The following is a 20,075-nucleotide window of genomic DNA, read 5'->3' on the forward strand; positions in this document are numbered from 1 at the left end:
CGGAGCGCCCCCGACCCGTGACCTCCGCAGCCTCCTCCGTCGACGCGCCCGCCGCCGCCTCCGCGTCCCCGACCCCCGCCACCACCGGCGCGGGTCGCTTCCGCCCCGAGCTCCACGGCCTGCGTGGGCTCGCGATCGGCCTCGTGGTCCTCTACCACGTCTGGTTCGACCGGGTCTCCGGCGGCGTCGACGTCTTCCTCTTCCTCTCCTCCTTCCTGCTGGTGGGGACCTTCCTGCGGCGCGTGGACGCAGGTCGTCCGACGGCGCCGCTCGCGTACTGGGGGCGCACCTTCAAGCGGCTCCTGCCGCCCACGGCCGTGGTGGTCCTCGCGACCCTCGCCGGGGTGCGCCTGGTGCTGCCGCCCGATCGCTGGATGACCTCGATCACCGACGCGATCGGCTCCCTCCTCCACGTCGTGAACTGGGTGTTCATCGCCCGGGGCGTGGACTACTACGCCGCGGAGGAAGCCGTGCCCTCGGCTTTCCAGCACTTCTGGTCCCTGTCGATCCAGGGGCAGGTGTTCCTCGCCTGGCCGCTGCTGATCGCCGCCGCGGTGCTCCTGGCGCGCCTGCTGCGCCTGCGCGCCCGCGGAGTGCTCGCGCTCCTCTTCGGCGCGGTGCTGGTGGCCTCTTTCGTCTGGTCCGTGGTCTCGACCTCGACCCAGCAGGAGATCGCCTACTTCGACACCTTCACCCGGCTGTGGGAGTTCGCGGCCGGCTCCCTGCTGGGCCTCGCCCTGCCGTGGTGGGAGCAGCGGGCCGAGCGCCGCTCCCGACGCGTGCCGCGCCGTGGACGCCGTCGCGCGACCCGCGCGGGCGCCCGCTCCCCCTCCTCGCTCCCCCTGCCGGTGCGCGTGATCATGGCCTGGACGGGGATCATCGGCCTGGTCTCCTGCGGCCTGCTCATCGACGTCCAGGGTGCCTTCCCGGGCTGGATCGCCGCCTGGCCGCTCGCCGCGGCCGCGCTGGTGCTCGCCGCCGGCACCACCGGGCATCCGCTGAGCGTGGACCGTGTGCTCTCGATCCGTCCCGCGGTGGTGCTCGGGGACATCTCCTACGGGCTCTACCTCGTCCACTGGCCGCTGCTGATCCTCTACCTCGCGACGACGGGCAAGGAACGGGCCGGGCTGCTCGACGGCCTGGTGCTGATCCTGCTCTCCCTTCTCCTGGCCTGGCTGCTGACCCGGCTGGTCGACACCCCCGTGCGACGCTGGCCATGGGCGAGCGCCAAGCCCTGGCGTGCCGGCGCCGTGGCGCTGACCTGCCTGGCCCTGGCGCTCACGCCCGTGATCGCCGCCCAGCAGCACCTGCTGGCCGACCAGCGCGACGCACAGGCCCGCGCCGTGGCCGACAATCCCGGGGCCCGGGTGCTGAACCCCGACTTCACCGTGCACCCCGATGCCGACCCCGATGCCGCACCGCTGCCCTCTGAGGCCCTGCTCCCGAAGGACTGGGCCAAGGGCGAAGAGGGCTGCACCGGCGAACTGGCTCCCCAGCCGGACATCGAGCCGCTGCCCAAGGACTGCGGCGTCGTCCCCGGCGCTCCGGACGGCAAGGTGCTGATCAGCGTCGGCAACTCACGGATGGAGCAGTTCACCGGCTCCCTCATCCCGCTCGCCAAGGAGAACGGCTGGACCCTGATCACGCTGTGGAAGGGCGGCTGCCTCTACGCCCCGGACGCGCAGGTCTCCCCCGAGTGCGACGCCTGGAGCGCCAAGGCGCATACCTACATCGACCGGGTCGCTCCTGATGCGGTCGTCCTGAACTCCACCTTCCTGACCCCGGAGCGCACAGAGGTGGTCGCGCCCGGCCTGGAGGTCACGCTCCCGGAGCTCACCGCCGCCGGGACGGACGTGATCGCGGTGCGGGACCTGCCCAGACTGCCGCTGAACCAGGCCGACTGCGTCCGCGAGCGGGGAGAGGATTCCCCCGCCTGCGCACCCCCGATCCCCGAGGCCCTGACCGCCGGGCGGCCCGATGCCCCCGTGCTCACCCAACAGGGCGAGAGGGTCTTCCCCCTCGAGGTCAACGACCTGGTGTGTCCTGAGGATGAATGCACGCCGGTGATCGGGAACGTGGTGGTGTCCCTGGATGCCGACCACATCACCAGCACCTATGCCGCGTCGATGCAGGACGAGGTCGACGTGCGGCTCCGCGAGGCGGGCTTCAGCTGGTGAGGCGGAGGGCCGGTCAGCCCTGGGCGGCGGAGTCGCCCATGCCGACTGCGCGCATCCCGATCTCCCGGACCGCCTCGACCGCTGCCCGTGACCGGGTGACGGCCTCGTGGTCGGGACCGTGGTGGCGCTGGGCGTCCTTGAGCAGCTCCTCGACCTGGTAGTACGCATCGTCCAGATGGCCGGCTTCAGCGGTGGCCTCCGCGAGCTCGGCGCGCAGCTCGATCGCTTCCGGGGTGAGGGATTCCCCGTGCTCGAGCAGATCGAGCAGACGGCGGGTGGCGTCGTGGACGCGCTGCTGCGGGGTGCTCATCGGGGTCTCCTGGGAACGGCGCGGTGAGGTGACGCGGTGGGCGGCGCCTCACCCTCGATCCTACGCCGGGCCGGCCTGGCCGTGCGGCGCCGCTGCCGCTCGGCGCAGTACGCTGAGCAGGCCATGGAGATCAATCCGTTCGAGTCGCGCCTGCGCATGCTGCAGCAGATGGACGGCGTCCAGATGCAGCGCGAGGCGGCTCCCGACGAGGAGACCGCCGGCTGTCCCGGATGTCCGTACTTCTGGACCTGCCCGGTGCCGCATCGCGGCGAAGAGGTCCGGGCCCCTGCCGAGATCGACCTCGAGGACGTCCGAGAGGTGCTGGGCCCGCGTCGCGAGTACAGCCCTCGCGATGAGTCCGACATCGGCTGGACCGATGTCTGGGTCGACGAGGACGGCTTGAGGCTCGAGCCCGAGGACCACTCCGGGCCCGAGGAGGAGCACGGGCCCGACCAGGAGCGCCGCCGTGCGGACGCCTCCGCGCGCCGCGGCTGGCGCGGGCTGTTCAGACGCCGGGGCTGATCGGTCCTCGGCCCCGATCGGACGGGTCACCCCGGCGTCGACGCGACCGTCGATCGTCGCGCGTCCAGGCTCTGTTCACCACGACGGGTGCGTGCTCTCAGAGGAGGACGAAGCAGCCGATCCCGAAGAGGATGAGGACGCTGAACAGGGCGAAGCTCATGAAGTTGTTCTCGGCCGCGCTCGGCGCTCTGTCCTCGGGGGTCCACCCCTCGGTGGTCGGTGGAGTGCTGCGCAGGGTCTCGTCATGGGCTGCGTCGGTTCTGGAGGGAACGGTTCTCGAGTTGTGTGCGGTGCTCACGGCAGGACTCCCCATCGGCTCAGTTCTGTGATCACGGAGATGGTCAGGATCGCGAACACGACCCCGATGAAGGCGGTGTAGGTCCATCGGTGCGGGTGATCGGCGCGCCAGAAACGGCGCACGCTGATCACGCCGTTCACCGCGGCGATCGCGCACAGCACGATCCCTACCGGAGCGGCGACCCAGCCGGCAAGGCTCAAGATCGGTACCAGCACCGGGATCAGCACGTAGGTGATGACACAGCGCAGGGCCGAGATGATGACGGAGATCCGGAAGGCCTGGTGTGCGGCCCCCCCGGACCTCAGATCGATGTCCGGGATCCGGAGGGCACGGCGCATCACTCGGTCTGCGGCCCGGTCCGATCGGAAACCGCTGCTGCCGGGAGCCGGTGCGGGACCATCCGGCCTGGGTTCGGCGACGGCCGGGCAGGATTCGGCGACGGCCGGACAGGGTTCGGCGGCGCAGGGCTCGGCGACGGCCGCCGGCTGCGTGCGGGACATGCTCACGGGCCCTCCTGCCTGGTGCTCGACCGTGAGCGGCGCATCAGCCTCATGACGCCGAAGGCACCCGCCAGCAGGCCCAGGACTCCGACGAGGCCACCGAGGAAGAATCCCCAGTACAGCGGATCCATCCGGCCGGCGGTGTCGTGGCTGCCGACGGTGCTGCCGATGAGGATGCCGAAGAACGGGCCGAGCAGCGTCACGATGGCTCCCAGCAGCACCCACCAGAAGCCTGGCGGGGTGGGCACGAGGCGCACGCGACGGCCGGGGGGTGCAGCAGCATCGTCATGGACGGCCTCGGGGCCGGTGGCGGAGACGGCTCCGGTTCCAGCTGCGGTGGCGGTTTCAGCGCTCGGTCCACCGTCGGGTTCGATGTCGTTCATCCTGATCGCCCTTCTGCGCGGTCGTCGACAACGGCCAGTCCGTGCTGTTCGGCCGGGGCCGGGGTCGCTGTCGGCTCACGACGAGCATCGTCGCGAGAGGAGAAGTTGTCCAGCGCACCCATCAGGGGCCCGACGATGTCCATCGGCAGCGGGAAGACCACGGTGGAGTTCTGGTCAGCCCCCAGCTCGAGCAGGGTCTGCAGGTAGCGCAGCTGCAGCGCGGCGGGGGCCTCGCTGAGGGTCTTCGCCGCGTCGCGCAGCTCCTCCGACGCCTCGAGCTCGCCATGGGCGCTGATCACCTTGGCCCGTCGCTCACGCTCGGCCTCCGCCTGGCGGGCCATCGCCCGCTGCATCATCTCCGGGATCTCCACATCCTTGATCTCCACCACCGAGACGTCCACGCCCCATGGCACGGCCTGGCGGGCGATGGATTGCTGGAGGTCCTCGTTGAGGTCCGCGCGGTGGGCCAGGAGCGTGTCCAGGTCCGCGCGACCCACCACGGAGCGGAGGGTGGTCTGGGCGAACTGGGAGGTGGCGACCGCGTGGTTCTCCACCTCCATCACCGAGCGCACCGGGTCGGCCACCCTGAACATCACCACGGCGTTCACACGGGCGGTGACGTTGTCGCGCGTGATGACCTCCTGCGGCGGGATGGTCAACGTGACCACGCGCTGATCCACCCGCACCGAGCGGTCCAGGAACGGCAGCATGAGCACGAGGCCCGGGCCGAGCGGGCCGCGCAGACGGCCCAGGCGGAAGACGACCAGCCGCTCGTACTCGCGCACCACCTTCAGCGAGACGATGACCAGCACGAGCAGGAGGGCGATCACCACGATCGCGATGAGCATCTGGCTAGGCATTCTCGTCGGCGTCCCTTCGGTCGGAGGCGTAGCGGGTCCGCCCGAGGAGCAGCGGCACCGGAGAGTCCATGGCGGTCCGTCGATCAGAGGCGTAGCTGGTGCGGCGGCGCTCGAGGTTCTCGAACGCCAGGGCCCGATCGTCCAGGTTCTCGTCCAGCGACTTGAACAGCACGCCGTCGGGGTCCACGGGGGTGCGGCGCAGATGCGACCACAGCGGCAGCCCGGCGATCGCGATCACGAGGGCGGTGGCCAGCAGCATCACTTGACCGGCCCAGTGCTCGACCGTGAAGGAGGCGACCACCGGCCACGACACGGCGAGCACGGTCACGGCGCACGCGATCCCGCGATGGAATCGGGCGGATTCCGAGGACGGCCACGCATCGACCGTCTGCCCCAGCTCACGACCATCGTCCGACGAGGTGCAGCTGTCCTTGACCGGGCAGGAGTTGCAGACCGCAGGGCTGCCGCGATAGCGCATCACGCGGTTCTCGGGATCGAACGACTGGGGCCACAGCCACTGGTCCTCGGGACACAGCCAGGCATCGTGATCGTCGTGATACACGAAGCCGCGGGTCTGCTGATCGTCATTCGCGACATGGGCGCGCTTGGCCAGCAGGTCGATGCCGTAGGCGATCAGCAGCAGGGCCACGGCATAGCCGGCGGAGAGCCACGCGGCGGGCTCGATGGCGCTCATGATGCGGGCCCCTCCTCGTTCGGTCGGCGGCGGTCGGAGGCGTACCTGCTGGGCGGCAGGGCGTCCGTGGCGGTCACGGCGGCCGTGGCCGGTGCCTCGGCGCGGCCCGTGCGGTCCTCGCGAGCTTCCGGGTGCTCCTCGACGAACAGTGTCTCCGGCTCCATCCGCGTGACCGTCGCCTTCACGCCGTAGCGCACCCCGAGCCAGGTGATGTACACGAAGGGGAGGACACCTCCGACCAGGAACAGCACATCGCCGGGCATGCGCATCCACTCCAGGGCCACGTTGCCCGGCTGGGTGAGGTAGCCCAGCGTACGGGCCTCGAAGTACCCCTCGTTGACGGAGGCCCACAGCTGCAGCACGCCCAGCGGCAGCAGGGTCGCGAACATCATCCACGCGAGCCCGATGTTGAGCGACCAGAAGGAGAGCTTGGCCAGGCGATCGGGCCACTTCTCCGGCGGGATGATGTAGCGCAGCGCGAACAGCGCCAGGCCGACGGCCAGCATCCCGTACACGCCCATCATGGAGCCGTGCGCATGGTTCGCGGTCAGGGAGGTGCCGATCTGGTAGTAGGACACCACGGGCAGGTTCACCAGGAAGCCGAAGACACCCGCGCCGAGGAAGTTCCAGAAGCCGACGGCGACCAGGAACATGACCGCCCACCGGTGCGGGAAGGGCGCGCTGGAGCGGGACTCCTGGCGCGATCCGAGCTGCAGGAACGTCCAGGCCTCGACCGTCAGGAACGTCAGCGGGATCACCTCCAGGGCGGAGAAGACCGCGCCGAGCGCCATGTGCTCGACCGGGGTCCCGGAGAAGTACAGGTGGTGCATGGTGCCGATGACCCCGCCCGAGGAGTAGAGGATGACGTCGAGCAGGATGATCTGGATGGCGATCTTGCGGCGCACCACGCCCAGCATCACGAAGAGGTAGGCCACCATCACCGTGGTGAACAGCTCGAGGAAGTCCTCGACCCACAGGTGCACCACCCAGAACCGCCAGAACTCGGCCACCGTCAGGTGCGTCTCGTTCGTCGCCAGGAGGCCCACCGCGTAGAAGGCGGGGATCGCGAGCGCCGCGTAGGCGAACAGCCACGGCATGTTGAACTTCGACTCGGTCCGCAGCCGCGAACGGATCGCGCGGATGATGATCAGGAACCACAGGAACAGCCCGATCACCAGGAGCACCTGGAAGGCGCGGGGCAGATCCAAGTACTCCCACTGCTGGGAGAAGAACGCCGAATCCGCTGCCCAGTCCGGGCCGTAGATGCTGATGGCGGTGCCGCCGAACATGCCGACCACGACGAGCGCGAGGGCGCCCAGCAGGCCGTAGGACAGCAGGTGCTGACCACGCGGCTCCCTGCCCGCGATGATCGGGGCGAGGAAGATCGCGGCGGCCAGGAAGGTGGCGGCCGTCCACAGCAGAGAGAGCTGCACGTGCCACGTCCGGGCGAGGTTGAACGGGAAGATCTGCGCGAGGTCGAAGCCGAAGAAGCCCTGGATCTCGACCCGATAGTGCTCGACGGACGCGCCCACGGTGGCCTGGATGAGGAACAGCAGGGCGACCACGAGGAAGAACCAGGCAGTGGAACGCTGAGCCTTCGTGATCCCCACTTCACCGGGCTGGAGGAACTTCAGGCGCGCGGTGTCGTTGCCCTTCCAGCCCAGGTTGCTGCTCCAGCGGCCGTAGACGGCGAACAGGATGCCGAGGCCTGCCAGCAGCGCGACCAGGGAGATCGCCGACCACACCAGGATGTCCGCCGTGGGATGGTTGTTGACGCGGGGCTCGGCCGGCCAGTTGTTGGTGTACGAGTAGTCCAGACCGGGTCGCTCCGCGGCGCTCGCCCACGCCGTCCAGGCGTAGAAGGCGGTGAGGTCATGGATGTCCTGCGGATCGGTGATCGCGTTCGGGATCAGCCCGTGGGCGGTGGACGGTTCGCCGAAGAAATCCCCGTAGTACGCCTTGATCTCCTCGAAGGCGCTGATCTGCTCGTCCGTCAGCACCAGGACGCCTGACTCCTCGTCGTACCGGTTGGTGCGCTGCATCTCCGCAGTGGCGGCCGCGGGCTCCTGCACGCCCTGCTGCTCGAGCTGCTGATGGATGTGCTCACTGCTCAGGCGAAGGTACTCGGCCGTGTAGTCGGGTCCGAGGTAGGCCCCATGGCCGAGGATCGAGCCGTACTGCTGGATGCCCCGGGTCAGGAACACGTTCTGGCCGCGGGTGATCTCCTCGTGCGTATAGACCACGTCCCCGTCCTCGCTGACCACCTGCTGGGGCTGCGGCATCGAGTGGGTATAGGTCCGGTACGCGAGAACGCCCATCACGAAGAATCCGAAGATGAGCACCAGCGCGATGCCCTGCACCCATCCCTTGGATATCGCGATCTCCGACGTGGATGCCTGGTCCTGCGGACGATGATTCTTCACGCTCACGCCTGGCTCACCGTTCTTTGTGGACGCAACCTGCTCTGGTGCAGGTCACCGGGTGTGAGGAAAAGTACCCACTATTCCCAGGAAGTGTCAAGGTTGTTCGGATAGGGCAGTTTCGGCACAGAGAATCTGCATTCCGTCCATGTCCTGGAGCAATTTTCCGCATCGCCCTCGGTGATCGCACAGCACGAGGATGCGGGGCTCCGGTGGGCCGCAGTGGATTCTTCCGGCCGTCTCTGGTCTCATGCGGTGTGGAGGCCCCACCGTGAACACCGCACCAGAGCTCGGCACTCGACCGTCCCCGCCCGACGCCCCGACGGGACGTCGCCGCATCCCGCTGCTTTCGCTCGCCGCTCGCCCCCACGCCTGCTCAAAGGACGTGCGGCTGCAGGTGCTGCAGGGCGTCGACCTGTTCCGCGATCTCACCGCGGATCAGCTCACCGCTGTCAACGCGGAGATGATCGCGCACACCTGGGACGAGGACGCCCCCCTCTATCGGGCGGGGGACCGCGCAGATCACCTGTACATCCTCGCGTCGGGCCGGGCGAAGGCGTTCCGCTCCACGGCAGACGGGCACGACGTGGTCGTCGACTTCCTCGCGCCCGGCGACCTGTTCGGCGACCTGGAGATCCTGGGGCGGTCACAGCACACCGAGACGGTCCAGGCGCTGACGAACGTCTGCGCGCTGCAGATCGGGACCAGGGAGTTCCGCGAGATCCTGACGCAGCAGCCACGGGTCGCCCTGCGCGTGCTCCATGCCGTCTCGATCCAGCTGGCGCTGGCCAGGTCGTCGGTGACGAAGCAGTCCACGGCGACGGTCGCGGAGCGGGTCGCGGCGGTGCTCCTGTGGCTGGCCGAGAAGTTCGGGGAACCCGGGGCGACGGGCACCCTCATCGAGATCCCGCTCTCCCGCGCCGATCTCGCCAGCATCACCGGATCCACCACCGCCTCGGTCTCACGGGTGATGAGCGGGCTGCGCAAGGACGGCGTCATCGACTCGGGGCGCCGTTGGACGGAGATCCTCGACCATCGCCGTCTCCGTGCCCTCGCCTCGCAGGAGATGGCCCCGGCGACGCGCCCAGGAGCAGCCCCGACCCCGGACTGATCAGTCCCCGGAGCTGATCCGGCCGGTCGCCGCCGGCCCGAAGCCCACCGGACACTCCCCGTCGCGCAGCGCGACGCGCGCGATCGTCGCCGAGGAGAGCTCGGTCGGGACCTCGGCGCCGGATCCCTCCCCGCTTCCCGTCGGCGCCGTCGAGAACGGCGGCAGAGTGCGGTCCACCCGCATCCAGCCGGCCGGCACGGGCTCCAGCTCGGAGCCACCGCCGTCGGCCCCCGACGCGTCGAGGCCCGCGCCCCCGGTCGAGCTCCCGCCCGCGGAGATGTCGATCCCGAAGATGGTGTGGAAGGCCTCGACGTAGGCATCTGCGTAGCCGGTCTCCGCGAGGTGGCGGGCACGTTCGGCGGGCTGGTGCATGACCTTGGAGAGGATCCGGCGCACGGACCGCTCGAGCTGGTCCGCAGTCTCGCCGGAGACGTCCCGGCGCAGCCGGTCGATCTCCCCGTCGGCCGCATCGAACACCTCGCGTCGCAGCGCGGCCATCGCGGGATCGATCCGGCGCACCTCCTGCTGGGTGCGGAAGGCCTCGACGTTCTCGGCGACGATGGTGCGGGCGGTGAGCAGCGCCGGGTCGGTCTCGGCCTCGGTGTCGAGCCGGAGATCTGCGAGCCCGAGCACCGTGACCCCCTTGAGGTGGCCCACCAGCGGGTGCAGGTCGGAGTGGAGGGCGAGGTCGAGCACGACGGTGCGCCCGGCATTCAGGAACAGCTCGGGGAACAGGGAGGTGCCGCGGCCGGAGCAGGCCAGCACCAGATCGGCCTCGCGGATCGCGCGCTCGAGCTGCGTCTCGTCCACGGTCTCGACGCCGTGCCGTTCGGCGAAGCCGGCAGCACGTCCCGAGGGGGAGAACACGCGCACGTCCTGCACCCCGCGGCGCGCCAGCTCGGCGAGCCCCAGCCGGGCGTAGGCGCCGGTGCCGACGATCAGCACGCTGCGGCCGGTGAAGCCGCCCAGCTCGACGTCGGCCCGATCCACCGCGACCGCTGCGCCGCTGCGGCCTGCGGCGCCCACCGGCGCCTGGGTGGCCACGGCCTTCGCGCAGCGGAAGCCGTGCTGGAAGAGGTCGTGGAGCATCGAGGTGGTGCGGCCTTCGCGGCGGGCAGCTTCGTAGGACTGCCGCACCTGTCCGCCGATCTCCGCTTCGCCGATCACCAGGGAGCGCAGCCCGGAGGTGACCTCGTAGAGGTGCTGGGGGACGGGGGTGTCCATCGCCGCGTCGAAGCAGAGGGAGACCACCTCGCGGTCCATCCCGCTGGTGCGGACCACCGCGTCGAGGACCAGGTCCACGCCCTCGTGGAAGCGGTCGGTGTCGAGGTAGACCTCGAGCCGGTTGCAGGTGCTGACCACCACTTCGCCCGCGACCACCGGGGGCTCGCCGGTGACGGCGGCGCGCTCGCGCTGGAGCTCCTGGATCACGGCCGGGAGGGCGTCCGCGCCACGGGTCAGGGCATCGAGCACCCCGAGGTCGAGGTGCTCGTGGGAAGCGCGGAGGGCAGCGAGCATGATCGCCAGTCTAGGCATCTTCGGGGCGATGTTCCGATCCCTGGGAACTCCGTCATCGAACCTGTGCACAATGGTGTCGCCATGAACAAGAACCCTACGTCAGAGCACCTTTTTGGCGACAGCGCGTCAGATCGATCGCGACACCTGTCAGATACCGGGAACGCCCCAGGCCCCGGCCTCGCCACCGCCCCCGCGATCGCCTCCACGACCCCTCCCGGGACCCCCTCGGCCCTGCCCGCGGAGCACCCCCTGCAGCGCTCCGCTGCGGAGGGCGGGGTGGCCGACGCCTCACTGCTCGGCGAGCTGCGGGGCGTGAGGAGCGCCACCCCCAGCGTGTGGTTCATGCGACAGGCCGGCCGTTCGCTGCCGGAGTACCGCTCGCTGCGCGAGGGCACCACGATGCTCGACTCGTGCGTGCGCCCGGAGATGGCTGCGGAGATCACCGTGCAGCCCGTGCGCCGCCATCAGGTGGATGCTGGGATCTTCTTCTCCGACATCGTGGTGCCCGCCCGCCAGGCGGGGCTCGGCGTCGAGATCAAGCCCGGCGTGGGCCCCGTCTTCGAGCACCCGATCCGCACCGAGGCCGACGTCGACGCCCTGCCCGTGCTCGGCGACGACTACGACGCGGCGCTCGAACCGATCCGCGAGGCTGTGCGTCTGACCGTCGCGGAGCTCGGCACCACTCCCCTGATCGGCTTCGCCGGCGCTCCCTTCACCGTGGCCAGCTACATGGTCGAGGGCGGCCCCAGCCGCGACCACCTGCGCACCCGGGCGCTGATGCGCTCCCAGCCCGAGGTCTGGGCGCGCCTGGCGGCCTGGGTCGCGGAGCTCTCGGGCCGCTTCCTGCGCGCCCAGGTGCTGGCCGGCGCCTCCGCGGTGCAGCTGTTCGACTCGTGGGTCGGCGCGCTGAGCTCCGAGCAGTACCTCACCCATGTGCAGTCGCATTCTGCGGCAGCTCTCGCCCACGTCACCGACCTGCCGGTGCCGCGCATCCACTTCGGTGTCGGCGCCTCGCACCTCATGCCCCAGATGCATGCGGCCGGCGCGACCGTGATGGGCGTGGACCACCGGCTGCGGCTGGACCAGGCTCTCGAGATGCTGCCGGCGGGCACCCCGCTCCAGGGCAACATCGACCCGGCCGTGCTGTTCACCTCCGAGCAGGCCCGTTTCGCGGAGGCTCGCGGAGTGCTCGCGGCCGGCGCCGGTGCGAGCGGTCACGTGGTGAACCTCGGTCACGGCGTCCCTCCGGACACCGACCCGCAGGTCCTCACCGATCTGGTGAGCTTCCTCCACGAGCAGGACGCCCTCGCGCAGGACGTCCACTCGCAGGATCCCGCCACGGCATGACCACCCGCACCCTCGTCGTCGGCGGCGGCCTGGCCGGCCTGCTCGCCGCTCAACGCCACCTGCGCGCAGGGCACCGGGTGGTGCTGCTCGAGGCGACCGGGAGCATCGGCGGCGCGATCGCGCAGGCCGCGCTGCCGGGCGCCGGGGGGCTGGCGGTGAACATCGGCGCCGAGGCCTACTCGACCGGTGCCGGAGCTGTCGATGCGCTGGTCACCGAGCTGGGGCTGGCGGAACAGGTCGTCGCCCCGCGTGAGGGTCTGGGCAGCCGGGTGGTCTCCTCCGCAGGCGTGCACCGCGCCCCCGGCGGCAGCCTGCTGGGGATCCCCGGCCGGCCCCTCGCGGCCGATGCCCGGGCGGTGCTCGGCACCGCCGGGGCGCTGCGCGCGAGCCTCGAGCGGTTCCTCCCTGCCCGCGTCGGCGCCCGTCCCGGGGCGACCGTCGCCGAGGTGGTGGGCAGGCGGCTCGGCCGGAAGGTGCTCGAGCGACTGGTCGCCCCGGTGGTCGGCGGAGTGCATTCCGCGGATCCCACGACCCTCGAGTTCGCCGCCGCCTCCCCCGCGCTGAGCCGCGGCCTGGCCGAGCACGGCTCCCTCACCGCTGCGGTGCGACGGACCCGAGGACGCAGCGCCGGCGCCCGGACCGCCGCGAGCGCCGGCACCCGCGTGCACGCCCTGTCCCCCACCATGGCGCTCCTGCCCCAGACGCTGCAGGCGCAGTTCCTCGCCGAGGGCGGCATCCTGCGCACCGGGGTCGAGGTCGTCGATCTCGGCCGGGACGAGACCGGCTGGACGGTCCGCACCTCTCGCCAGGAGGAGCTCACCGCGGACCGCCTGGTCCTCGCCTGCCCACCGGACACAGCCCGGGAACTGCTGCGGGAGGCGACACCGGGGATCGCAGAGGCGATCCCGCAGGCCCCGTCGGCCCCTGTGCGCCTGGTGGCCCTGGTGGTGGACTCCCCGGCGCTGAACGCCTTCCCCTCGGGCACCGGCGCGCTGGTCGCCCCGGGCACCGACGGGATCCGCGCGAAAGCGCTGACCCATGCGAGCGCCAAATGGGAGCACGTGCAGCAGGCGCTGCACGACGCCCTGCCCGCCGCCGGGAGCCCGCATCTGCTGCGCCTGTCCTACGGCCGCCCCGGCGAGCAGCTGCCTGCTCGGGGCGAGATCGTCGGCCTCGCCCTGGCCGATGCATCCCGCATCCTGGGGGCCCCGCTGTCCGGCACGCAGCTCCTGGCCTCCGAGGTGATCGACTGGGAGCGTGCCATGCGGCAGCCCCAGGCCGGCCACCGCGCCGCCCTCGACGCCCTCTCCGGGCTGCTCAGCGAGCAGCCCTCCCTCGAACTGGTCGGCTCCTGGAGAGCCGGCACCGGCATCGACGCGATCGTCCGCGCCGAACAGTCGCTCGCAGAAGACACCACCCCCTCGGAAGGAAACCCCTCATGACCGACACCCCCGCTCAGGAAGCGCAGTCCGTCGAGGACATCGCGCAGACCACCCGATACACCAGCTACACCGTGTTCCGTCGGCTCTCGGGCCTGACCGAGGACGGCGAGCTGACCACCGCGCAGATCCGGTCGTCCCTGGAGGAGGTCACCCAGCTCATCGAGTCCGCCTCCGAGGGCGGCGTGGAGATCCTCGGCTTCTACGACGTCTCGGGCTTCCGCGCCGAGGCGGACCTGATGCTGTGGCTGGCCGCGGATGACCCGGCCGATCTGCAGACCGCGCTGCGCGAGTTCGAGCGTTCCCTCGCCGGGACCTGGCTGCACCGCGAGTGGGCAGGCGTGGGCGTGCACCGCATGGCCGAGTTCGCCAAGGGGCATGCACCCTCGTTCATGGTCCCGGGCTTCGAGCGCAAGCAGTGGATCACCGTCTACCCCTTCGTGCGCAGCTACGACTGGTACCTGCTGGCAGACGACGAGCGCAACCGCATGCTGCGCGAGCACGGGATGCTGGGTCGCGACTACCCGCAGGTCAACGCCAATACCGTCGCCGCCTTCGCGCTCGGCGACTACGAGTGGCTGCTCTCCTTCGAGGCGGATGACCTCCACGACCTGGTCGACATGATGCGCCACCTGCGCTACTCCGACGCCCGTCTGCACGTGCGCGACGAGCTGCCCTTCCACACCGGCCGACGCCTCGACTCCCTCGAGGACGTCGCCGCGCTGCTCGCCTGACCCACCCCACCATCGAGGACTCACCATGACCGACTCCACCCCGCCGATGCCCAGCCCCTCGACGTCCAGCCCGTCGATGGCCCGCCCGCGCCCTGCGGCGCCCGACTCCGCCACCCATGCCCGGCGCGGCGAGCAGAAGCCCTTCGACGCGATCCTGTTCTCCTCGTTCGGCGGCCCCGACGGTCAGGACGACGTGATCCCGTTTCTGCGCAACGTCACCCGGGGACGTGGGATCCCCGACGAACGCCTCGAGGAGGTCGCCGGCCATTACCGTGCCCTCGGTGGCCGCAGCCCGATCACCGCGCAGAACGAGACGATCATCCTCGCCCTCGAACAGGAGCTCGCCGGCCGCGGGATCGACCTGCCGATCTACTTCGGCAATCGCAACTGGGCGCCCTACAACGCCGAGGCGGTCCGTGCCCTGCATGAGGACGGCCACCGCCACGCCCTGGGCCTGGTGACCAGTGCCTACTCGTCCTACTCCTCGTGTCGGCAGTACCGCGAGGACTTCGGCATGGTGCTCGAGGAGACCGGTCTGGCCGGAGAGGTGAGCATCGACAAGGTGCGCGTCTACTTCAACCATCCGGGGTTCCTCGAACCTGTGGTCGACGGGGTGGCCAGCGCCCTGGCGAGCCTCACCGCGGCCGGGCACGACGCCGATCGGATCGCGGTGCTGTTCTCCACCCACTCCGTGCCGAACTCGATGGCCGAGGCCTCCGGCCCTGAGGAGACCCGGGTCGAGGGCTCCGGCGGCTGGTATGTCGAACAGCATCTCTCCGCCTGCCGCTGGGTGATGGAGCAGCTGCACGACGACGTCCCCGAGCTCCCGCAGTGGCAGCTGGTGTACCAGTCCCGCTCCGGGGCGCCCCACATCCCCTGGCTCGAGCCCGACGTCAACGACGTGATCGAGCAGCTCGCCGCCGACGATGTGGCCGATGCCGTGATCGTGGTCCCGATCGGCTTCGTCACCGACCATGTCGAGGTGGTCTGGGACCTGGACACCGAGGCGAAGGAGACCGCCGAGGAGAAGGGGCTCGACTTCCGCCGCGTCGCGACCTCCGGCGAGGATCCCCGATTCATCGCCGCGCTGGCCGATCTGGTCCAGGAGCGACTGGATGCACAGTTCCCCCGCCGCATCGTCACCGATTTCGGCAGCACGCCGGACGTCTGCGGGGCGAACTGCTGCGTCGGCCGTCTGTGCCGCCCGACGACCAGTGCCGTGGACTCGGAGCGGGATGTGGAGCGCGCGCGAGCAGAGGCGGCCACAGCAGGAGCGGGCTCGTGACGCCCGGCCCCCTCGGCGCTGCCGGGACCGCCGGGGCCGCGGCCTCCGTCGGCTCCGCCCTACGGATCGGCACCCCCGCCTCCGATCTCGCGCTGACCCAGTCGGGGCAGGTGGGCGAGGCGCTGGTGGCGGGCACCGACCACGCCGTCGAGCTGGTGCACCTGAGCACCCGCGGAGACCGTGACCGCATCAGCCCGCTCGCGCAGATCGGCGGTACCGGCGTGTTCGTCACCGCCGTCCGTCAGGCGCTGCTGGATGAGAAGGTCGACGTGGTGGTCCACTCCTGCAAGGACCTTCCCACCGCACCGCTGGAGGAGATCACCCTGGCCTGCTACCCGGCCCGGGAGGATCCGCGCGATGCGCTCTGCGCCCGCGACGGGCTCACCCTCGCCGAGCTGCCGGCGGGCTCGAAGGTCGGCACGGGCTCCCCGCGCCGCGCCGCCCAGCTGCTGCGGGCCCGGCCGGATCTGGAGGTGCTCGGGATCCGCGGCAACGTCGAGACCCGACTGGCCCGGGCGCTCGGGGAGGACGCAGACCTCGACGCAGTGGTGCTCGCCGCCTCCGGGCTGCGCCGAGTGGGCCGCGACGCCGCGATCAGCGAGCTGCTGCCGGTCGACGTGATGCTGCCAGCCCCCGCCCAGGGCGCGCTCGCCGTCGAGGCGACCACCGCCGCGCTCGCGACCGCTCCCTGGTTCGCCGACCGGCTGGCCGCGGTCGACGACCCCGCCACCCGCGCAGCGGTCACCGCCGAGCGGGCGCTGCTGCGCACGCTCGAGGCGGGCTGCTCCGCTCCGGTCGCGGCCTACGCCGAGCTCGAGCTCGCCGACCGCGACGAGAGCGACGGCGGCGGCGTGCACGGCAGCGGAGCGCCCAGCGACGGCGAGCACAGCGGAGGTCAGCCCCGCAGCCACGTGCTGCGGCTGCGCGGGCTCGCGATCCGTCCCGACGGCAGCCATGTCGTCGAGGGCGAGGCCCGGGTGGCGCTGGACCTCACGGTGGATCAGCTCTCCGGTGCCGGCTCGGTGCCGGCAGAGCTCGGGGCCGAGCTCGCGAGCGATCTCCTCGATCGCGGTGCCGGGGAGATCCTCGCGGAGGCCAAGGCCTGATGTCCCCGCTCGACGCTCCCCGTCCCGTGCTGGTCGCCCGACCGGCCGGGCGCGGAGCGACGCTGCTGGCCCGGCTGCGGGAGCGCGGGATCCAGGCCGAGCATCAGCCGCTGATCCGGCTCGAGCACGCCACGGACGAGGAGCTCGCCGTGGCCCGGGAGCGGCTCACCGGCGGCGCCTACTCCCATCTGGTGATCACCTCCCGCACCGCCGCCGAGGCGCTCGGCGCGGTGGTGGTGCCGCCGGGCACCGAGGTGATCGCCGTCGGCGCCGGCACCGCGGCGACGCTGGACGCCTTCAGGATCACGGCCACGATGGTCGCCGGTGGCTCCGGTGCGGCCCTGGTCGCGGAGATGCCGTCTGCGCCGGCGGGGGCCACGGTGCTCTTTCCCGCCTCTGCCGCCGCCTCCCCGACCGTCCCCGAAGGACTGCGGGCGAAGGGCTACCGGGTCCACCAGGTGACCGCCTACCGTCCGCAGCGGCTCGAGCCCCCCGCCCCGGTCGCCGTTGCTCTGGCGACCGGGCGCTACGGTGCGATCGTGCTGACCAGCCCGATGATCGCCCGCCACGCCGCCGCGCTGGGCGTGCATCCCTCGACCCCGATCATCTCGATCGGCGACCCCACCTCCGCCGCGGTGCGCGCCGCGGGGCTGCCGCTCGCCCGGCAGGCGGAGCAGCCGACGGATGATTCCCTCGCCGACGCGGTGCAGCAGGTGCTCGCCGCAGGCTCGTCAGTTCCTGGCCCGTCGGCCATAGACCCGTCGACCGCTGATTCCTCTCCCGCTCTTCCTAAGGAGCCCCGATGACCTCTTCATCCTTCCCCGGCCCGATCGATCGGCCCCGTCGTCTGCGCAGCAGCGCCGCGATGCGCTCCCTGGTGCGTGAGCAGACCCTCCGGCCCGCCGATCTGGTGCTGCCGATGTTCGTGCGCGAGGGTGCGAGCGAGAACCGCCCCGTGAGCTCGATGCCCGGCGTCGTCCAGCACACGATGGACTCCCTGGTCCGCGCTGCGAACGAGGCGGTGGAGCGCGGGGTGGGCGGCGTGATGCTGTTCGGGGTACCCGAGCTCAAGGACGCCATCGGCTCCGGCGCGACCGACCCGGACGGCATCCTCAACCGGGCGCTCTCGCGCCTGCGCTCCGAGCTCGGTGATGCGACCGTGATCATGGCCGACCTGTGCCTGGACGAGTTCACCGACCACGGCCACTGCGGGGTGCTGGACGCCGCGGGACGCGTCGACAACGACGCCACCCTGGCGCGCTACCGTGAGATGGCCCTCGCCCAGGCCGAGGCCGGCGCGCACCTGCTGGGGCCCTCCGGGATGATGGACGGCCAGATCGCCGCGGTGCGCGATGCGCTGGATGGCGCCGGCCATCTGGACACCGCGGTCTACGCGTACACCGCGAAGTACGCCTCGGCGTTCTACGGCCCGTTCCGCGAGGCGGTCGACTCCTCCCTGCAGGGCGACCGCCGCACCTACCAGCAGGATCCGGCGAACGGCCGGGAGGCTCTGCGGGAGCTCGCGCTCGACGTCGCCGAGGGAGCGGACATGGTGATGGTCAAGCCCGGCCTGCCCTATCTCGACGTGCTCCGGGATGTCGCCGAGGCCTCGCCGGTGCCCGTCGGCGCCTATCAGGTCTCCGGCGAGTACGCGATGATCGAGGCGGCCTCGGCGAACGGCTGGGTGGACCGCGACCGCATGATCCTGGAGTCGCTGCTGGCCTTCCGCCGCGCGGGCGCCTCGACCGTGCTGACCTACTACGCGAGCGAGGTCGCCGGCTGGTTCCGCGAGGGCCTGCCCGCCCACCTGCGCGAATTCCTCTGACCTGCGCGAATTCCTCTGAGCCTCCGCCCCTCCCTCGTCACCCACCACTCCGCCCTCTGATCAGGAGATGCCCCGATGACCCGCACCACCGCCTCTGCCGACCTCTTCACCCGCGCCCAGCAGGTGATCCCCTCCGGCGTGAACTCGCCCGTGCGCGCCTTCGGCTCGGTGGGCGGCACCCCGCCGTTCCTCACCGACGCCAAGGGCGCTCTGCTCCATGACGCCGACGGCAATGAGTACGTGGATCTCGTCGGCTCGTGGGGCCCGATGATCCTCGGCCACGCGGACGACCGTGTCGTCGAGGCGGTGCGCGAGGCCGCGGGCCGCGGGCTGTCCTTCGGCGCCCCGCAGCCGGGCGAGGTGACCCTCGCCGAGGAGGTCGTGCGCCGCATCCGCCCGATCGAGCAGCTGCGCCTGGTCAACTCGGGGACCGAGGCGACGATGAGCGCGCTGCGGGTGGCCCGCGCCGCGACCGGCCGCGACGTGGTCGTGAAGTTCGCCGGCTGCTATCACGGGCATGTCGACGCGCTGCTGGCCGAGGCCGGCAGCGGCGTGGCCACCTTCGCGATGCCGGGCTCGGCGGGCGTCACCGCCGCGACCGCGCGCGACACCGTGGTGCTCCCCTACGGCGACCGTGCGGCCGTGACCTCACTGTTCGCCGAGCGCGGCCAGGAGATCGCCGCGATCATCACCGAGGCCGCTCCCGCCAACATGGGAGTGGTGACGCCGCCGACGGAGGACGGGGTGGGCTTCAACCGCTTCCTCTCCGAGACCGCGCACGCGAGCGGCGCGCTGCTGATCAGCGACGAGGTGCTCACCGGCTTCCGCGCGAGCCGTGAGGGGCACTACGGGGTCGACGGCCCGCGCGGCACCGGCGAGGACTGGGCGCCGGACCTGATGACCTTCGGCAAGGTGATCGGCGGCGGCCTGCCCGTCGGCGCCTTCGGCGGCCGCGAGGACCTGATGGGCCTGCTCGCCCCGGCCGGACCCGTCTACCAGGCCGGCACCCTCTCGGGGAACCCGCTCGCGACCGCGGCCGGGCTGGCGACCTTCGCCGGGCTCGACGACGCGGCCTACGAGACGCTCGGCCGCGCCTCGCGGACGCTGCAGCAGCTGGTCGCCGACGCGCTGACCGCCGAGGGCGTCCCGCACGTGGTCCAGACCGCCGGCACCCTGTTCTCGGTGTTCTTCCGCGGCGAGCCCGTCACGACCTACGAGGACGCGAAGGCGCAGGACACCGAGGCGTTCACCCGCTTCTTCCACGCGATGCTCGAGGGCGGGGTGTACCTCCCTCCCTCGGCCTTCGAGGCCTGGTTCGTCTCCACCGCCCACACCGACCAGGTCCTCGACCGGATCGCGGCGGTGCTGCCGGCTGCGGCGAAGGCGGCGGCGCGGGGCTGAGCCGCCAGGTGGGTCGTGCCATGGAGAGAACTCCCCATGGCACGACCCACCACGCCGCGGCTAGCGTGAGGGACAGGCCAGAGGTCCGGGAGACGAGCACCGTCGCTGCCCGGCCGTGTCGGCCCCTTCCGCTCGCCGCACCAGG

General features: G+C 71.5%; 19 protein-coding genes. 11 read left to right on the forward strand and 8 right to left on the reverse strand.

What is annotated here, in order from left to right; translation table 11 throughout:
- Positions 1–17: 17 nt before the first annotated feature.
- A complete protein-coding gene (locus tag ACT3SQ_RS03445) occupies positions 18–2,177 on the forward strand; it encodes an acyltransferase family protein (RefSeq protein WP_441443659.1) in 2,160 nt (719 codons plus the stop codon).
- Between the two features lie 13 nt (positions 2,178–2,190).
- Here the strand turns inward: ACT3SQ_RS03445 and ACT3SQ_RS03450 are convergent, their stop codons facing one another.
- A complete protein-coding gene (locus tag ACT3SQ_RS03450; RefSeq protein ID WP_299299378.1) occupies positions 2,191–2,487 on the reverse strand; it encodes a hypothetical protein in 297 nt (98 codons plus the stop codon).
- A 123-nt stretch (positions 2,488–2,610) separates the two neighbouring features.
- Between ACT3SQ_RS03450 and ACT3SQ_RS03455 the strand changes: the two genes are divergently transcribed.
- The gene (locus tag ACT3SQ_RS03455; protein WP_441443658.1) at positions 2,611–3,009 is read left to right on the forward strand and encodes a hypothetical protein; all 399 of its coding nucleotides are present in this window, start codon (positions 2,611–2,613) and stop codon (positions 3,007–3,009) included.
- A 97-nt stretch (positions 3,010–3,106) separates the two neighbouring features.
- Here ACT3SQ_RS03455 and ACT3SQ_RS03460 read toward each other — a convergent pair whose 3' ends face one another.
- The 6 genes from ACT3SQ_RS03460 to ACT3SQ_RS03485 all read right to left on the reverse strand — a co-directional run bounded on the left by ACT3SQ_RS03460 (position 3,107) and on the right by ACT3SQ_RS03485 (position 8,173).
- Entirely contained in the window at positions 3,107–3,307 is a 201-nt protein-coding gene (locus tag ACT3SQ_RS03460; protein WP_299299382.1) for a hypothetical protein, read from the reverse strand.
- Positions 3,304–3,645 (reverse strand): hypothetical protein, encoded by a 342-nt coding sequence (locus ACT3SQ_RS03465; RefSeq protein ID WP_441443657.1) that lies wholly within the window; start codon positions 3,643–3,645, stop codon positions 3,304–3,306. The genes ACT3SQ_RS03460 and ACT3SQ_RS03465 overlap by 4 nt, the downstream gene beginning before the upstream one ends.
- Positions 3,646–3,809: 164 nt before the next feature.
- Positions 3,810–4,190, reverse strand: coding sequence for a hypothetical protein (locus ACT3SQ_RS03470; RefSeq protein WP_441443656.1), 381 nt, complete (start codon positions 4,188–4,190; stop codon positions 3,810–3,812).
- Positions 4,187–5,050, reverse strand: coding sequence for a slipin family protein (locus ACT3SQ_RS03475; protein ID WP_299299388.1), 864 nt, complete (start codon positions 5,048–5,050; stop codon positions 4,187–4,189). Before ACT3SQ_RS03475 ends, ACT3SQ_RS03470 begins: the two co-directional genes overlap by 4 nt.
- The gene (locus tag ACT3SQ_RS03480) at positions 5,043–5,744 is read right to left on the reverse strand and encodes a hypothetical protein (protein ID WP_299299390.1); all 702 of its coding nucleotides are present in this window, start codon (positions 5,742–5,744) and stop codon (positions 5,043–5,045) included. Before ACT3SQ_RS03480 ends, ACT3SQ_RS03475 begins: the two co-directional genes overlap by 8 nt.
- Positions 5,741–8,173 (reverse strand): nitric-oxide reductase large subunit, encoded by a 2,433-nt coding sequence (locus ACT3SQ_RS03485; protein WP_441443655.1) that lies wholly within the window; start codon positions 8,171–8,173, stop codon positions 5,741–5,743. Before ACT3SQ_RS03485 ends, ACT3SQ_RS03480 begins: the two co-directional genes overlap by 4 nt.
- A 262-nt stretch (positions 8,174–8,435) precedes the next feature.
- Here ACT3SQ_RS03485 and ACT3SQ_RS03490 point away from each other — a divergent pair, with 262 nt between their 5' ends.
- The gene (locus ACT3SQ_RS03490; RefSeq protein WP_441443654.1) at positions 8,436–9,275 is read left to right on the forward strand and encodes a Crp/Fnr family transcriptional regulator; all 840 of its coding nucleotides are present in this window, start codon (positions 8,436–8,438) and stop codon (positions 9,273–9,275) included.
- Here ACT3SQ_RS03490 and ACT3SQ_RS03495 read toward each other — a convergent pair whose 3' ends face one another.
- Complete coding sequence (locus ACT3SQ_RS03495; RefSeq protein ID WP_444600830.1) at positions 9,276–10,793, reverse strand: glutamyl-tRNA reductase; 1,518 nt, start codon at positions 10,791–10,793, stop codon at positions 9,276–9,278. It abuts the gene before it with no gap.
- A 276-nt stretch (positions 10,794–11,069) separates the two neighbouring features.
- Between ACT3SQ_RS03495 and hemE the strand changes: the two genes are divergently transcribed.
- From hemE to hemL, 8 genes are all read left to right on the forward strand, one after another.
- Positions 11,070–12,140 (forward strand): uroporphyrinogen decarboxylase, encoded by a 1,071-nt coding sequence (hemE, locus tag ACT3SQ_RS03500; protein WP_442332036.1) that lies wholly within the window; start codon positions 11,070–11,072, stop codon positions 12,138–12,140.
- Positions 12,137–13,582: a protoporphyrinogen oxidase gene (gene hemG, locus ACT3SQ_RS03505; protein WP_442332035.1), complete on the forward strand. Its 1,446-nt coding sequence runs from the start codon at positions 12,137–12,139 to the stop codon at positions 13,580–13,582. Before hemE ends, hemG begins: the two co-directional genes overlap by 4 nt.
- Complete coding sequence (gene hemQ, locus ACT3SQ_RS03510; protein ID WP_441443651.1) at positions 13,579–14,313, forward strand: hydrogen peroxide-dependent heme synthase; 735 nt, start codon at positions 13,579–13,581, stop codon at positions 14,311–14,313. The genes hemG and hemQ overlap by 4 nt, the downstream gene beginning before the upstream one ends.
- 25 nt (positions 14,314–14,338) lie before the next feature.
- Positions 14,339–15,598 carry a ferrochelatase gene (locus ACT3SQ_RS03515; RefSeq protein WP_444600831.1) on the forward strand — a complete coding sequence of 420 codons (1,260 nt, stop codon included), beginning with the start codon at positions 14,339–14,341 and terminating at the stop codon, positions 15,596–15,598.
- On the forward strand, positions 15,595–16,704 hold the full coding sequence (gene hemC / locus ACT3SQ_RS03520) for a hydroxymethylbilane synthase (protein ID WP_444600832.1): 1,110 nt from the start codon (positions 15,595–15,597) through the stop codon (positions 16,702–16,704). Before ACT3SQ_RS03515 ends, hemC begins: the two co-directional genes overlap by 4 nt.
- Positions 16,704–17,510 carry a uroporphyrinogen-III synthase gene (locus tag ACT3SQ_RS03525; protein ID WP_441443648.1) on the forward strand — a complete coding sequence of 269 codons (807 nt, stop codon included), beginning with the start codon at positions 16,704–16,706 and terminating at the stop codon, positions 17,508–17,510. Before hemC ends, ACT3SQ_RS03525 begins: the two co-directional genes overlap by 1 nt.
- Complete coding sequence (hemB, locus tag ACT3SQ_RS03530) at positions 17,507–18,529, forward strand: porphobilinogen synthase (RefSeq protein ID WP_441443647.1); 1,023 nt, start codon at positions 17,507–17,509, stop codon at positions 18,527–18,529. Before ACT3SQ_RS03525 ends, hemB begins: the two co-directional genes overlap by 4 nt.
- Positions 18,530–18,604: 75 nt before the next feature.
- Positions 18,605–19,930, forward strand: a complete 1,326-nt coding sequence (gene hemL / locus ACT3SQ_RS03535) for a glutamate-1-semialdehyde 2,1-aminomutase (RefSeq protein WP_441443646.1) — start codon at positions 18,605–18,607, stop codon at positions 19,928–19,930.
- Positions 19,931–20,075 lie beyond the last annotated feature (145 nt).

Source organism: Brachybacterium sp. AOP42-C2-15 (assembly GCF_052377065.1).
Lineage (GTDB): Bacteria > Actinomycetota > Actinomycetes > Actinomycetales > Dermabacteraceae > Brachybacterium.

What these genes read in the sequence shown, in the direction of transcription:
- ACT3SQ_RS03450 (WP_299299378.1), bottom strand. Translation starts at nt 2,487, where the DNA reads ATGAGCACCCCGCAGCAGCGCGTCCACGACGCCACCCGCCGTCTGCTC.
- ACT3SQ_RS03455 (WP_441443658.1), top strand. Translation starts at nt 2,611, where the DNA reads ATGGAGATCAATCCGTTCGAGTCGCGCCTGCGCATGCTGCAGCAGATG.
- ACT3SQ_RS03465 (WP_441443657.1), bottom strand. Translation starts at nt 3,645, where the DNA reads ATGCGCCGTGCCCTCCGGATCCCGGACATCGATCTGAGGTCCGGGGGG.
- ACT3SQ_RS03470 (WP_441443656.1), bottom strand. Translation starts at nt 4,190, where the DNA reads ATGAACGACATCGAACCCGACGGTGGACCGAGCGCTGAAACCGCCACC.
- ACT3SQ_RS03475 (WP_299299388.1), bottom strand. Translation starts at nt 5,050, where the DNA reads ATGCCTAGCCAGATGCTCATCGCGATCGTGGTGATCGCCCTCCTGCTC.
- ACT3SQ_RS03480 (WP_299299390.1), bottom strand. Translation starts at nt 5,744, where the DNA reads ATGAGCGCCATCGAGCCCGCCGCGTGGCTCTCCGCCGGCTATGCCGTG.
- ACT3SQ_RS03495 (WP_444600830.1), bottom strand. Translation starts at nt 10,793, where the DNA reads ATGCTCGCTGCCCTCCGCGCTTCCCACGAGCACCTCGACCTCGGGGTG.
- hemG (WP_442332035.1), top strand. Translation starts at nt 12,137, where the DNA reads ATGACCACCCGCACCCTCGTCGTCGGCGGCGGCCTGGCCGGCCTGCTC.
- hemQ (WP_441443651.1), top strand. Translation starts at nt 13,579, where the DNA reads ATGACCGACACCCCCGCTCAGGAAGCGCAGTCCGTCGAGGACATCGCG.
- ACT3SQ_RS03515 (WP_444600831.1), top strand. Translation starts at nt 14,339, where the DNA reads ATGACCGACTCCACCCCGCCGATGCCCAGCCCCTCGACGTCCAGCCCG.
- ACT3SQ_RS03525 (WP_441443648.1), top strand. Translation starts at nt 16,704, where the DNA reads ATGTCCCCGCTCGACGCTCCCCGTCCCGTGCTGGTCGCCCGACCGGCC.
- hemB (WP_441443647.1), top strand. Translation starts at nt 17,507, where the DNA reads ATGACCTCTTCATCCTTCCCCGGCCCGATCGATCGGCCCCGTCGTCTG.
- hemL (WP_441443646.1), top strand. Translation starts at nt 18,605, where the DNA reads ATGACCCGCACCACCGCCTCTGCCGACCTCTTCACCCGCGCCCAGCAG.